At 71.0% G+C, this 13,015-nt stretch carries 14 protein-coding genes; 8 read left to right on the top strand and 6 right to left on the bottom strand.

Annotation, left to right across the window (positions count from 1 at the left end):
• Window positions 1–197, top strand: a 197-nt coding sequence (locus tag ACQKIP_RS25190) for a BTAD domain-containing putative transcriptional regulator (protein ID WP_365867236.1), incomplete at its 5' end; no start/stop codon positions are given.
• Window positions 198–421: 224 nt separating this feature from the next.
• On the opposite strand, the gene ACQKIP_RS25195 is transcribed toward ACQKIP_RS25190, so the two are convergent.
• Both ACQKIP_RS25195 and ACQKIP_RS25200 read right to left on the bottom strand, forming a co-directional pair.
• Window positions 422–1,351, bottom strand: coding sequence for an AfsR/SARP family transcriptional regulator (locus ACQKIP_RS25195; RefSeq protein WP_365867237.1), 930 nt, complete (start codon window positions 1,349–1,351; stop codon window positions 422–424).
• On the bottom strand, window positions 1,348–2,118 hold the full coding sequence (locus tag ACQKIP_RS25200) for a thioesterase II family protein (protein ID WP_365867238.1): 771 nt from the start codon (window positions 2,116–2,118) through the stop codon (window positions 1,348–1,350). The genes ACQKIP_RS25195 and ACQKIP_RS25200 overlap by 4 nt, the downstream gene beginning before the upstream one ends.
• A 321-nt stretch (window positions 2,119–2,439) precedes the next feature.
• On the opposite strand from ACQKIP_RS25200, the gene ACQKIP_RS25205 reads away from it, so the two are divergent.
• The gene (locus tag ACQKIP_RS25205; RefSeq protein ID WP_365867240.1) at window positions 2,440–3,261 is read left to right on the top strand and encodes an AfsR/SARP family transcriptional regulator; all 822 of its coding nucleotides are present in this window, start codon (window positions 2,440–2,442) and stop codon (window positions 3,259–3,261) included.
• Window positions 3,262–3,365: 104 nt separating this feature from the next.
• The gene (locus ACQKIP_RS25210) at window positions 3,366–4,244 is read left to right on the top strand and encodes a TIGR03621 family F420-dependent LLM class oxidoreductase (protein WP_365867241.1); all 879 of its coding nucleotides are present in this window, start codon (window positions 3,366–3,368) and stop codon (window positions 4,242–4,244) included.
• 13 nt (window positions 4,245–4,257) lie between these two features.
• On the opposite strand, the gene ACQKIP_RS25215 is transcribed toward ACQKIP_RS25210, so the two are convergent.
• Complete coding sequence (locus ACQKIP_RS25215) at window positions 4,258–5,310, bottom strand: aromatase/cyclase (protein ID WP_365867242.1); 1,053 nt, start codon at window positions 5,308–5,310, stop codon at window positions 4,258–4,260.
• Between the two features lie 517 nt (window positions 5,311–5,827).
• Between ACQKIP_RS25215 and ACQKIP_RS25220 the strand changes: the two genes are divergently transcribed.
• The 3 genes from ACQKIP_RS25220 to ACQKIP_RS25230 all read left to right on the top strand — a co-directional run bounded on the left by ACQKIP_RS25220 (window position 5,828) and on the right by ACQKIP_RS25230 (window position 8,855).
• Window positions 5,828–7,834 carry a condensation domain-containing protein gene (locus ACQKIP_RS25220; RefSeq protein ID WP_365867244.1) on the top strand — a complete coding sequence of 669 codons (2,007 nt, stop codon included), beginning with the start codon at window positions 5,828–5,830 and terminating at the stop codon, window positions 7,832–7,834.
• Between the two features lie 152 nt (window positions 7,835–7,986).
• Window positions 7,987–8,316 carry a hypothetical protein gene (locus ACQKIP_RS25225; protein WP_365867246.1) on the top strand — a complete coding sequence of 110 codons (330 nt, stop codon included), beginning with the start codon at window positions 7,987–7,989 and terminating at the stop codon, window positions 8,314–8,316.
• 104 nt (window positions 8,317–8,420) lie between these two features.
• Window positions 8,421–8,855, top strand: a complete 435-nt coding sequence (locus tag ACQKIP_RS25230) for a DUF6234 family protein (protein ID WP_365867248.1) — start codon at window positions 8,421–8,423, stop codon at window positions 8,853–8,855.
• Between the two features lie 18 nt (window positions 8,856–8,873).
• Here the strand turns inward: ACQKIP_RS25230 and ACQKIP_RS25235 are convergent, their stop codons facing one another.
• Complete coding sequence (locus ACQKIP_RS25235; RefSeq protein ID WP_365867249.1) at window positions 8,874–9,332, bottom strand: carboxymuconolactone decarboxylase family protein; 459 nt, start codon at window positions 9,330–9,332, stop codon at window positions 8,874–8,876.
• 86 nt (window positions 9,333–9,418) lie between these two features.
• Between ACQKIP_RS25235 and ACQKIP_RS25240 the strand changes: the two genes are divergently transcribed.
• Entirely contained in the window at window positions 9,419–10,303 is an 885-nt protein-coding gene (locus ACQKIP_RS25240) for a sigma-70 family RNA polymerase sigma factor (RefSeq protein WP_365867251.1), read from the top strand.
• 45 nt (window positions 10,304–10,348) lie between these two features.
• Here ACQKIP_RS25240 and ACQKIP_RS25245 read toward each other — a convergent pair whose 3' ends face one another.
• Both ACQKIP_RS25245 and ACQKIP_RS25250 read right to left on the bottom strand, forming a co-directional pair.
• Window positions 10,349–11,272: an RNA polymerase sigma-70 factor gene (locus ACQKIP_RS25245; protein ID WP_365867255.1), complete on the bottom strand. Its 924-nt coding sequence runs from the start codon at window positions 11,270–11,272 to the stop codon at window positions 10,349–10,351.
• Between the two features lie 124 nt (window positions 11,273–11,396).
• Window positions 11,397–11,870, bottom strand: a complete 474-nt coding sequence (locus tag ACQKIP_RS25250; RefSeq protein WP_365867253.1) for a carboxymuconolactone decarboxylase family protein — start codon at window positions 11,868–11,870, stop codon at window positions 11,397–11,399.
• A gap of 392 nt (window positions 11,871–12,262) precedes the next feature.
• On the opposite strand from ACQKIP_RS25250, the gene ACQKIP_RS25255 reads away from it, so the two are divergent.
• The coding region (locus ACQKIP_RS25255; RefSeq protein WP_427744139.1) for an AfsR/SARP family transcriptional regulator at window positions 12,263–13,015 on the top strand (753 nt) is incomplete at its 3' end.

The following is a 13,015-nucleotide window of genomic DNA, read 5'->3' on the forward strand; positions in this document are numbered from 1 at the left end:
CGGGACGGCGGGGTGAGGCGCTGAGCGTCTACCAGCGGCTGCGTCAGGCCCTGGTACGCGACCTGGGTCTTGAGCCCTCGCCGGAACTGCGCCGCTTGCAGCAGGCCATCCTCAAGACGTCCGAGCCCACCGCCCAGGGCGCACGGTCCGAAGCCGTGAACGCCGGTGCACGGGATCGACTCGCCCGAGTCGGCTGATGCCGGCGACCGGCGACCCCGGCACGCCGACAGTCATCGCCCCGCCCAACCCCGAGAGGCCTGCGGCCGCTTCGGGTGGGTGGGGCGTTTTGTTGTGTGCTTCCACCTTCGATCGCGGAGGACGGTGAGGGTTCGGCGTACCCCCCGGCATCTGCCGCACACGGCTGGAGAGCTTCGGTGTCCCTTCAGGCACGCGAAGCCCGCGTGCCTGAAGGTGCTCCCGACTAGACCGTCCGCGAATCCGCTGCCGCGGTCGCCCGCCGTAGTAAGTCCTCCTGGTCCCTGGCCAGTTGCTCGATGCGGGCCCGCAGCTGTGCCACCTCCGAGGCCAGGTCCAGCTTGTGCGGGTGTGGTGTCGTCAGGGCGGGGGACTGGTTGAGGACGGCTTCCATGCGGGCGCGCAGTGCCGGGCCCGGTTCCACGCCGAGGACCGTGATCAGGGTGCGGCGCGCGCGTTCGTAGACGCCCAGGGCCTCCGCCTGGCGGCCGCCCCGGTACAGGGCGACCATCAGCAGGTCGTAGAAGCGCTCGCGCAGCGGATGGTCGGCGGTGAGGCGCTCCAGGCCGGAGACCACCTCGGCGTATCTGCCGCAGCTCAGGCTCGCCTCGTACAGCGATTCCAGGGTGATCAGGCGCTGCTCCTCCAGACGGTCCGCCTCGGCCGTGCAGATGGGGCCGCGGCGGCTGTCCTGCAAGGCCGGGCCCTGCCACAACGACAGTGCGCGGCCCAGGAGTTCGGCCGCGTACTGCGGGTCGTCCGGCACCGCGGCCCTGCCCTGCCCTGACAGCCGTGTGAAGCGCGCGACGTCGGTGGAGGCCTGGCCCAGGGTCAGCAGATACCCGGAGGGCAGGGTGCTGATCCACTCGTGGCCCGGCGCGGGCAGCAGCCGCCGAAGACGGGCGACATGGGCTTGCAGCGCATTGGGGGCGTTGGCCGGGGGCCGGTCGCCCCACAGCTCCTCCACCAGGCGGTCCACGGACAGGAGTTCGCCCGCGTGGATGACCAGGGTGGCGAGCAGCGCCCGCTGTTTGGGGCCCGGCGGCACGATGCCAGCCCCGGTCTCCCCGTCGTGCACGACCACCGGGCCGAGCAGCCGGAACTCGGTCACCCCGCCGCGCACCGGAGCGGGCGCGGCGAGGTCGAGGACGGTCATGGCGTGACCGCGGAAGGCGCCCGGGCCAGGAGCAGGGCTTGTCGTATGTCGTCCTGGATCCGCCCGGCGACCGCCGAAAGCCGGTCCTGGAAGTAGAAATGGCCGCCCTCGAACAGGTGCTGGCCCAGGAAGTGCTCCGAGAACGCCGACCAGCCGTCCATCCGGTGCGGGGGCGCCACCTGGTCCCGCGTGCCGCCGAACACCGAGAGGGGCACTGGCAGCGGCGCGGTGAGCGGCGCCGTGCGCCAGGTCTCGCTGATGCGCAGGTCCGCGCGGACGGTCGGCGCGATCAGGTCCCACAGCTCCGGGTGGGCCAGGACCGAGGACGGCGTTCCGCCCATCGCCGAGAGTTCCGCGCGCAGGTCCGGGTCGGACAGCAGATGCCGGCGCATGCCGCCTCCCTCGGGGCGCACCGTGCCGTGCGCGGACACGCCGAGCCAGACCGGCGGCGTGCGGCCCAGGTCCAGGAGCCGACGGGTGAGTTCGTACGCGATCAGCCCGCCCATGCTGTGCCCGAAGAACGCGAAGCGGCCCGTGAGGCCGTCGTCCAGTTCGTCCAGGTAGTGGTCGAGCAGCGCGCCCGCGTCCGAAAGGGCCGGGCGTCTGTCGCGTGGTCCGCGGCCTGGCGCGTCGGGTATCCGCACGTCCCAGCCGGCCGGGAAACAGGCCGGCCAGTCGCGGTACGACAGCTGTGAACCACCGGAGTGGTGGAACACGAACAGACGCAGCTCCAGCTCTTCCGCCTTCAGCTCTTCCGCCTTCAGCATGGCGACTCCATCGACGAGACACTCCGCCGTCCGGCCCGATGACCAGCGGTCCCGGATCGGGGGCAGGGAATTCGCACGGTAGCCGCGGCCCGGCCCGTACGGGCGCTCGCACGAGCGGGCTTTGAACCGCTCTGCACGCATTCTCAAGTCTTGTCGTCTACGCCCGGACTACCGCCCATTGAGACCTGCTTGAGAGCGGGTCCAGGTATGGGGGAGCCGCGGGGGCAACGGCCGAAAGCAGGTCTAACGTGCCAAGGACCAAGGCCGCCAATCGATGGGTCAACGGCACGGCCACCACTCGATCGGTACGGGGAGGAAACCGTGGAGATTCAGGTCCTGGGACCACTGAACGCGGCCGTCAACGGTGTCTCGATAGTGCCCACGGCGAGCAAGCCGCGTCAGCTCCTCGCCTTGTTCGCGTTCTATCCGGGCCGCATCGTGCCGGTGGCCACGCTCATGGAGGAGCTGTGGGGCACCGAGATGCCGCAGAGCGCCATGACGACGCTCCAGACGTACGTACTTCAGCTCCGCCGCCGCCTCGGCACCGCGATGGGGCCCGACGCGCCCGGCAACGCCAAGGAAATCCTTGCCACCCGGCACGGCGGCTATGTGCTCCAGATGTCGGCCGACTCGGTCGACCTGCACCGCTACGAGCAGCTCGTCGCGGACGGCCGGCGCGCCTTCGAGGAGGGCGAGGACGGCCAGGCGTCCACGCTCCTGCGCAATGCCCTCGACATGTGGAACGGGCCCGCCCTCGTCGACGTACGAGCCGGCTCGATCCTCTCCATCGAGATCATGCGGCTCAACGAGTCCCGCCTGGTCGCCGTCGAGCGGCGCATCGACGCCGATCTGCGGCTCGGCCGGCACAGCGAACTCATCGCCGAGCTCACTGATCTGATTGCCCGTCACCCGCAGCACGAGGGGCTGCACTCGCAGGCGATGGTCGCCCTGTACCGCTCCGGGCGGCAGGCGACGGCGCTCGACGTGTACCGCAGACTGCGCGCGCGGCTGATCGACGAACTCGGCGTGGAGCCGTCGCCGCAACTCCAGCGCGTGCACCAGATGATGCTCACCGTCGACCCCGCGCTCGACGTGGTGGCGGGCGAGCGGCGCACCTCGACCTTCGACCTCTACGCCGCCTGACATCCGCGTGCGGCGCCTGACATCCGCGTACGCCGCCGGGTAGGGTCACCGCGGCGGCGTGGCCGTCGTGTGTCACTGGGGTGGGGCAGGCAAGGGGGGAAGGCATGACCAGGCCGTTTCGATTCGGCGTGAACATGATGAAGCCGGCGGGTGGGGCGGAGTGGCGGGACAAGTGCCGCCGCGCCGAGCAACTCGGTTACGACGTCATCCTGGTCCCCGACCATCTGGGCATGGTCGCCCCCTTCCCGGCGATGGTGGCCGCGGCCGCCGCCACCGAGCGGCCCCGGATCGGCACCTTCGTCCTGAACGCAGGCTTCTGGAACCCGGCGCTCCTCGCGCGTGAGGTCGCCACCACCGACGCCCTCACCGGCGGACGCCTCGAACTGGGCCTCGGCACCGGCTACGCGGAGGCCGAACACCAGCGCGCGCAGTTGGAGTTCCGCTCGCCCGGCGGCCGCATCAGCGCCCTGCGGCACACGGTCGACGAGCTGGAGCGGCTGCTCACCGACCCGGCGCACACGCCGCGGGCCGAGCAGACACGGCCGCCGCTGCTGATCGGCGGCAACGGCGACCGGCTGCTGCGCCTGATGGCCGAGCACGCCGACATCGCGGCCTTCACCGCGACCGCGGGATACGAGAACGGAATCCTGAAGGCCCTCACGCCCGGCCAGCTCGACGAACGCGTGGCCGCCTACGAAGGATTCGCCGCGCACCGCACCGTGCCCGCCGAGCGCAACCTCCTCGTGCACTTCGTGGAGGTCACCGACGACCGGCACGCGACGGCCCGCAGGCTGCCCAAGATCGACCCCGAGATGTCGCAGGAAGACCGCCTGAACCTGCCGGTGATGCTCTTCGGCACGGTCAAGCAGATGGCCGAGCAGTTGCGCGAGCAGCGGGAGCGGTTCGGCATCTCGTACATCGTGGTCCTGGACGGCGTGATGGACGTCTTCGGTCCCGTGATCGAGGAGCTTGCCGGTACCTGAGTGCCCGGGGCGCCTACGGCAGGGAGCCCGCGGTCGCGGCCGACCGCCGCGGCAGTGACCGTACCGACGACTCCGCGTGCTGCCCGGCCAGTTCGAGGATCGCCAGCGACGTACGCCCGATGGCCTGCCGCACCCGGCGGCGGGCCAGTTCGAGGACGGACGGCGACACCGGTCCCGCGCCGGACCTCTCCGACGCTCGGAGAGCGGCCCACGGCGCGGCCCCGTCGAGCAGCAGTGCGCTCTCGTCGAGCAGCACCGTGTGCTGGGCGATCACCCGCACCCCGTACTCGTCGGGCAGTACCGACCACTCTCCGGTGTGCGCGGCCACCGGCCCGGACGGCACGGTCTGCTTGAAGACGATCCGCCCGGCGTGCGGGAAACACAGCCGGACCGAAGCCCCCGGGTGCACCGCTCCGTCGGGCAACCGCACGTCGTAGTCAAGGATCTGCACTCCCGGCGAAGGCTCGGTCAGTTTCAGGTGTCGCATGTGCGGCAGGAGTCCCGGCCAGTCCGCGGCCCGGTACAGGAAGTCGTAGAGCAGCTCGCCCGGGCCGTTCACCCGCACCGACTCCTCGAAGGAGAGAACCAGGTCGTCGAGACCGGCCCGGCTCTCGGCGATACGGCGCAGGCTCTCCAGCTCCGCCCTGGCGTTGTCCCCGGTGACAAGGCCCTCCCCGGCCGCGTCGTCATCCCGGCCGCCCGCGACGGTGAACTCGTGCCGCACCGTCACCACGCTGCGGCCGTTCGCGCCCTCCTCGACGGTCCACTCGCCGTTCATCGAATCGACCGGCGACTCGCCTCCCAGCTGCACGAACTCGATGCGCCGCTCGTGCGGATGCTGCACCCGCACCAGGAGCGAGGACCTGATCCGGCCGCCCGCGCTCTCCCACACGCGCAGGCGTTCGCGGACCCCGTCGAAGTCGAGCCGCTCGACGTGCACGACGTGCGGGCTGTACAGCGGCCTGCGCGCGGTGTCCGCGAGCAGTGCGAAGACCGCTCCGGCCGGCGCGGCCACCTCGAGCGAGTGTCGCAGGCGGTGCACACGCTCACCAGGCATCCCGGACATTGCAGGCTCCTTGGGCAATCGAGGACGGATGGGCTGACCTCCACCGTCGGCGGGAGGGCTTGAGGAGTATTCGAAGACCGCTTGAATTTCGCCTCAGAGACGGTCCGGACCGGGTTTGGGTCGCCTGGAGCGACCCGGGATTCACGGCCACCTCACTTGTCACGAGGCGTCGTCGGACCGGGATTCGGGCGCCCGTACTCGTAACGGCCGGCACTCGCACTCGGCACGGCGACCGGGATTCCGGCACCCCAACTCGGCGCGAGACGCTGTCGGACGCACGCTCCGTAGCCGGAAGTTCACCGTCCCCGCGAGGGGCCCGAGCTGGCCCTTCGCGTCGGCGTGCGGGCAGGTCGAGCGGCGTGTCAGGACCGTGTCAGTGGTTTGTCACTGGCCCTCTGCATGCTGGGACAGCGCCTCTTGAGGAGGGGGGAGGGGGCTTTGTCGGCGCGTGCCCCGACTGCCGATGACCACTAGCCGCTTCGCACGTCTGCCACAGGGTGAGCCGATTACCGTCGTCGTGGAACTCGGCCCCAGCGCGCTGCCCGTACTCGAACTGCACGGGCCGATCGAGAGCACCCACATCGAGGCCGCGCTGGACTCCCTCGCCACCTGCCATCCCGACGCGCCCGCATGGACGGCCGACCTCGAGAGCAGGGGCCCCGGCCAGCACACCCTGCGCTTCACGGACGGCGCGGACGACGAGCGGTCCGAGTTCCCGCTCGGCGCCCTCGCCGATCTGCTCACCCATGCCGGGCGCGGCTCCTTCATGACCCGCTGCCTGCCCGCGACGCCGCTCCAGCGCGACCTCCTCGCGGACGCCGACACCCACTCCGATCCGGGCCGCCAGGTCGAACAGGCCGCCTGGGACTGGCACGGGCCGCTCGACGTGGCGCGGTTCACGGCCGCCTGGCACTCGGTGTTCACCCACGAGTCCGTGCTGCGCACCACCTTCGACGACCAGCCGGAGCCCGGCCTCGTCGTACAGGATCACGCCGAACCGGAGATCGTACGGCTGCCGCACGGCGCCGCCGAATGGCACTCCCTCGTCGAGGCCGACCGGCGCCGCGGCATCGACCCGCGCCGCCCCGGACCGCTGCGCATCACCCTGCTCGGCGGCGGGCAGCCCGGTCACAGCCCCGCACAGCCCGCCCGTGTGCTGCTCACTTACCATCACGCGCTGCTCGACAGCTGGTCCGTACGGCTCCTGGTCCGCGAGTTCTACCGCGCCTATCTCGCGGGCGGGACACTGCCCGGCGGGGAGCGGCGGCCCGACATGACCGACTACGTGACCTGGCTCGCCCAGCAGGACACCGCGGCCGCCGAGGACTTCTTCGGCAGTACCGACACCGGCGGTCTCGTGTCCGTGCCGCCGCTCTTCACCGACACCGGCAGCCGCGCCGAGGGCCGCTCCAGGCTCCGCCTGACCAAGGAGGAGACCGCGGCGCTCGCCAACTGGGCGGCCACCTGGGGCGGTGGCGAGTCCATCGCCCTGCAGGCCGTGTGGGCGCTGCTCCTGTACCGAGCCGGGTGCGCCGAGGGGCCGTCACAGGTGCGCTTCGCCACCACCGCCGCGGGCCGGAGCATTCTCTTCGAAGGGGTCGAGCGCACCCCCGGCGCGCTGGCCGGGCCGCTGCCGCAGACCGTGCTCGTCGACCCCGACGCCACGGTGCCCCAGCTGATCACCGACCTGCGCGACCGCTGCCTCAACCAGGCGGCGTACGAATGGGTTTCGGCGAGCCAGATCGACGCCTGGACCCGCGGCCCGCGCCCGCCCGCGGACACCCTGCTCACCTTCGAGGCGCCACCGCGCGTCCTGCCCGAGCTGGAGGCCGACCTCGCCGCGGCCGGGATCCAGGTGCAGCCGCCGCAGACCCTCGGCGCCCGCACCGCCTTTCCGGTCACGCTCATCGCCCACCACGACCGGAGCGGCTGCCTGGTCCTCACCGCCTCCTACGACCAGGTGCGGCTCTCGGAGATCACCGAACTCCTCGCCCACGCCGCGCTGTTGCTGCGTGAGCTCCCGCGCGGCGCCGGGCCGCGCACCACGCTCGGCGAGGTGCTTGCCCTGCTGACCCACATGGGCAGCGGCGCCGCCGTCGGTCCGGTGGAGGCCGAGGCCGAGGAGAGCGGACCTCTGCCGACCGTCCTTCGCCACCCGGCCCACGCGGGCGCGGGCGCCGTCGGTCTGTTGCAGGCGCCGGGCATCTCCCGCGCCTTCTACGACCAACTCGCCCACGCCTACCGGGGCCCCGAGGAACTTCTCCTGCTCGCTCCCGTCCCGGCGGGCGGCACCCGGGCCGATGTCGCCGCGCGCGCCGTGTACGACGCGCTCGGCTCCCGCATCCGGTCCCGGGCGGGCCTCGCCTTCGCCGGGTTCTCCGGTGACGGGGTCGCCGCGTGCGCCATCGCCCGGCTCGCGGCGGCGGACGGCCACCGGCCGCGCGCCGTCGTCCTCGACGCGACCGGCACCGGACCGGACGACCTGGCCCGCAGGCTCGCGTCGGCGGTGGGGTGCCGGAACTGAGGCCTGAGGCAACAGACGTACGGACGTAACCGGCGTGCCGACGTAATCGACGTACCGATGTAACCGGCAGGGCCGACCGTACGAGCACGGCACGACCGACGCACAAGCACGCAAGAGCACTGTTCGAGCAGCGAGACGCCGAGGAGGCAGCCATGCCGAACTGCGACCCGAAGCCGGTACCGCCGCACGCGCACAGGGACGACATCGCCTCCCGCGCCTGGGCGGAGGCGCTCGCGATGGCCTGCGGGGACGCGGACCACGCCCACCGCCCGCCGGGCGAGCTCCTTGCCGCATCGCTCAAGGCGCACCGCACGCTGTCGCGGGGCCTCGGGCAGAGCGTGCCGCTCACGGCACTGGGCCCGGACGGCGGTGTCCTGGGTCTCGCCGCCTTCGTCGCGGTGTACGCCGCCCAGTCGAAAACCGCTGCATCTGAACTCGAAGTTCCGCACGACGCGCGGGACTTGGAAGGCCACCCCGCCTAGCGTTGGTCGTGCACATCCACCTCCTGTCCGCGCCCGCCTGACGTCCTCCCCGACCAGGCGGGCGCGTTGACGTGCGGGGGGAGCCGCAGGGCAAGGTAGGGGCCATGACACAAGCGCTCCAGGAACCCCGCCCTCGCCGAAGATGGCTCCGCTCCAGCAGGACGCCGCTGCGCAAGGACGTCGGTACCGCCCTGCTGCTCCTGGTGATCGAAGCCGTGGTGTTCGTGGCGGGAAGCTTCGGTCACGGCATGCAGATGTGGGCCGCGCCGGACGACCGGGCGACGATCGACGCCGCACGGCTCGCGAACATCGCGTGGTCGGAGTACCTCCTCGCCGCCGCGCTCGTCCTCGCCGCGATCGCGCTCCTGGCCCGCGCACCGTGGACGGCACTGCTGCAAGTCCTGGCCGCCGGAACGCTCGCGGTCGTGGTCGTGCTCTCCCAGCACCAGTACGACCAGACCCACCCGCGCCCGGCGCCCACCCCCAGTGCGGGGTACGAGCCCTGCTACAGCGGCAGCAACGATTGCCCCGGCGGATGAGCCGGTGCCGGGCGGCGCTCAGCCCCAGGTCCGGCCCGCCGGTTCCTTGACGGTGCGGTTGAGGCGGTTGAAGAAGTTGGTCAGGGCGATCTCCAGGTTGAGCGCACCGATCTGCTCCTCCGTGAAGTGGGCGTCGGCCTCCTCCCAGATCTCGTCCGTGACGCCCTCCGCGCCGTCCTGCAACCGGGTCGCGCCCTCGGCCAGGGCCAGTGCCGCGCGCTCCGCGTCGGTGTAGAACGGCGCCTCGCGCCACGCCGCCACGTTGTGCAGCCGCTCGTCGGTCTCGCCGGCCTTCTTCGCCCCGGCGACACTGGCGTGGACGCACGCCGAGCAGCCGTTGATCTGGCTGGCGCGCAGGTGGACCAGTGCGAGCAGCTTCGGATCGACACCGCCGGCGGCGATCGCCTTGTGGAGGTGCTTGATCGCGGTCCACAGGTCGGGGTTGTTCGTGTTCTTGTTCTTGAGACGGTTTTCCATGAGGAGTGCTCTCCTGCGTCGGGGTTACGTTTCGGGGCTGCTGCCCGTCACCCCTATGACGGAGCGGCTTCGAGAGAGGTAACAACATGTCCGACGCGCACCCCACGGACCCGATCGCCGACGCCTTCGAGTCGCACCGCGAGCGGCTTCGAGGTGTTGCCTATCGCGTGCTCGGATCACATGCCGACGCGGAAGACGCGGTCCAGGAGGCGTGGCTGCGGCTCTCCCGGCAGGACACCGGCACCATCGACAACCTCGGCGGCTGGCTGACCACCGTGGTCGGCCGCATCAGCCTCGATGTCCTGCGGTCGGGCCGGACCCGCCCCGAAGTCACCCTCGACGACCGGCTGCCCGAGTACACCGTGACGTTCGACGACGCCCCGGCCCCGGACGACCTCGTGGCGCTCGGGGACTCCGTCGGCCTCGCGCTCCTCACGGTCCTGGACTCGCTGCGCCCGGACGAACGACTGGCGTTCGTGCTGCACGACGTGTTCGCGGTGCCCCACGGGGAGATAGGCACGATTCTCGGCAAGTCCGCCGACGCGACCAAGATGCTCACGAGCCGCGCCCGCAAGAAGGTCAGGAACGTACAGGCCGCCCAGCCGCAGGCGAGCACCGGTCGGCAGCAGCGCGAGGTCGTCCAGGCCTTCCTGGCCGCCGCGGGCAAGGGGCAGTTCGAGCAGCTCCTGGAGGTCCTCCACCCCGACGTGAAGTTCACCGTCGACGCCCCGAACGGTCAGTTCGTCGTGCTCGGGGCCACCGAGGTGGCCGGCCGTGCGCGCATCGCGGGGAGTGCCGCACGAGGGCACCTGGCGACCGTCAACGGCCGTCCCGGCATCATCTCCTGGACCCGGGAGGGCACTCCGTTCTCCCTTCTCGTGTTCACCGTCGCCGACGGGCTCATCACCGAGGTGACCGCTGTGGTGGACCCGGCCCGACTCGCGCTCATGGATCTGCCGGACCCGGTGTGACTCCGGGACCGGGGCTCCATCAGGATCAGGTCGGCGGTCGGGCGGTCACCGCGCCTGCTTGCGGGCCCGCTTCACCTCCTGGTCGACGGCCCATGCGTCGGCGACCGGACCGAGGTGACCGAGCTTGTCGGGGTTGATGACCGCGCGGATGGTCTGGATCTGCCCGTCGAGCACGTCGAGGGCGAAGATGTGCAGGACCTTGCCGTCGCGGTCGCGGAACAGCGCGCCCGGCTGGCCGTTGACCTCGTGCGGTTCGAAGGTGATGTCGACCCGTGCCATCAGCGGATAGACCGTGGCGAGCAGCCTGGCCACGTTCTCGGCGCCGGCGACGGCCCTGGCCAGCTGCGGGGCCTTGCCGCCGCCGTCCCCGACGAGCCGGACGTCCGCCGACAGCAGACTCCGCAGCCCGTCCATGTCGCCCTGTGACAGCGCCTCGAAGAACCGCCCCGCCAGCTCCTGCCGCTCCTCGCGGTCCGCCGCGAACCGGGGCCGCCCCTCGTTCATGTGCCTACGCGCCCGTACGAGCAATTGCCTGCATGCCGCCTCCGAGCGCCCCACCGCGCCGGCGACCTCGTCGAAGCCGAAGGCGAAGACCTCCCGCAGCACGAACACCGAACGCTCCAGCGGGCTGAGCCGTTCCAGGAGCACCAGCGCCGCCATCGACACCGAGTCGGCCAGCTCCGCGGCGCGGACCGGGTCCTCGTACGGATCGTCCAGGAGCGGCTCGGGCAGCCACGGTCCCACGTACTCCTCCCGTCGTACCCGGGCGGAACGCAGTACGTCGATGGCGATCCGGGTCACCGTCGCCGACAGGAACGCCTTGGCCGACCTCGGCAGGGTGGTCGAGGCGTCGTAGCGCAGCCAGCTCTCCTGCACCGCGTCCTCGGCCTCGGCCACGCTGCCCAGGATCCGGTACGCGATCGAGAACAGCAGCGGCCGCAGCTCCTCGAACTCCTCGACCTTGCCCACCTTGCCTACCTCGTTCGCCTCGCCCGCCTCGCCCGCCTTGTTCACGCGGACTCCCCCTTGCGATCTCACCGCGACCAACCCGACGGGCTTGATCATGGCCCCTGCGGCCGGGCGCGGTGGCGGTTCAGTGCGACTGCCCGACCTGGTATTCGCCGCCCGGCTGCCGGGCGATGATGTTCAGCCGGTTCGCCGCGTTCATGATCGAGACGAGAAGTGCGAGGGCCGTGAGCTGCTCCTCGTCGTAGTGCTTGGCGGCAAGCGCCCATACGTCGTCGCTGACCCCGGTGGCCGCGTCCGCGACCCGGGTGCCCTGCTCGGCCAGTGCGAGCGCGGCGCGTTCGGCCTCGGTGAAGACCGTTGCCTCCCGCCAGGCCGCGACCAGGTTCAGCCGCACCGTGCTCTCGCCGGCCGCGGCGGCCTCCTTGGTGTGCATGTCGATGCAGGCCGCGCAGCCGTTGATCTGGCTCACGCGCAGCGCCACCAGCTCCTGCGTCGTGGCCGGCAGCGGCAACTCCTTCAGCTCCCGACCGGCCGACATGAGGTACTTGAGCGCCTTGCCCGCGCTCGGGACGGCGAAGTAGTTCAAGCGTGCGTCCATGGTGTGCGCCTCCACGTTCGTCGATGCCTTCACTCACCGAGACGAGGCGGGCCCCACTCCTGTGACACGGCGCGCGGTCAGCGTCTGACGGATCTCACTCTGTAAGGCCGTCGATCCAGACCGTGGTGCTGGTTTCTGATGGTGCCTACACGGGTCGATCTTTTGGTGAGGGTCAATCCGGGGCCGTGTATGGCGTCCGCTCGCTGCAAACGGGGCATCTGGTCTGTCGCCTCCTCGGTCAAATGTGCCTGGATTATGGGGTTTTGTGGCCGCTTACACCCTCGTCAGGGGCTCCGGAATCTCTCTAGGAGCGCTTGAGGTCGGCATGGCAGTCTTTCAAAACAGGGAGTCGGGTTTGGTTCTCGGGAATCGCGAACAGGGGATTTGGCGTGATGGATATTGATGTTCTGGGTCCGTTGGGTGTGCGGGTGGGTGGGGTTGCTGTGATGCCTACGGCGCCGAAGCCTCGGAAGGTGTTGGCGTTGCTGGCGTTGCATGTGGATCGTGTGGTGCCGGTGGGTTTGCTGGTGGAGGAGTTGTGGGGGGAGCGTCCGCCGCGGTCGGCGCGGACGACGTTGCAGACCTACATCCTGCAGTTGCGTGAGTTGATCGGTGCGGCGCTGGAGCAGGGCGCGGAGAGTGCTGAGGCTTCGGGGGGTGTGTCGGCGAAGGATGTGCTGGTGACGGCGCCGGGCGGGTATGTGCTGCGGGGCGGTGGCGGGTCCAGTGATGTGGTGGAGTTCGAGCGCCTTGCGGGGATGGGTTATCGGGCGATGGACGGTGAGGACTTCGCGGGGGCGGCCCGGCTGCTGCGGGAGGCGCTGGCGTTGTGGAGTGGGTCGGCGTTGGCGGATGTGCGGGCGGGTGTGCAGTTGGAGATGGAGGTGCGCCGGCTGGAGGAGACGCGGTTGTGTGCGCTGTATCAGCGCATCGAGGCGGATCTTCGCCTGGGGCGTCACCGGGAGTTGCTGGGTGAGTTGACGGTGTTGGTGAGCCGGTATCGCACGCATGAGAATCTGCACGGCCAGTTCATGCTGGCCCTTTATCGTTCGGGACGGCGGGGTGAGGCGCTGAGCGTCTACCAGCGGCTGCGTCAGGCCCTGGTACGCGACCTGGGTCTTGAGCCCTCGCCGGAACTGCGCCGC

The sequence above is a fragment of the Streptomyces sp. NPDC059900 genome, assembly GCF_050270335.1.
Taxonomy (GTDB): Bacteria; Actinomycetota; Actinomycetes; order Streptomycetales; family Streptomycetaceae; genus Streptomyces.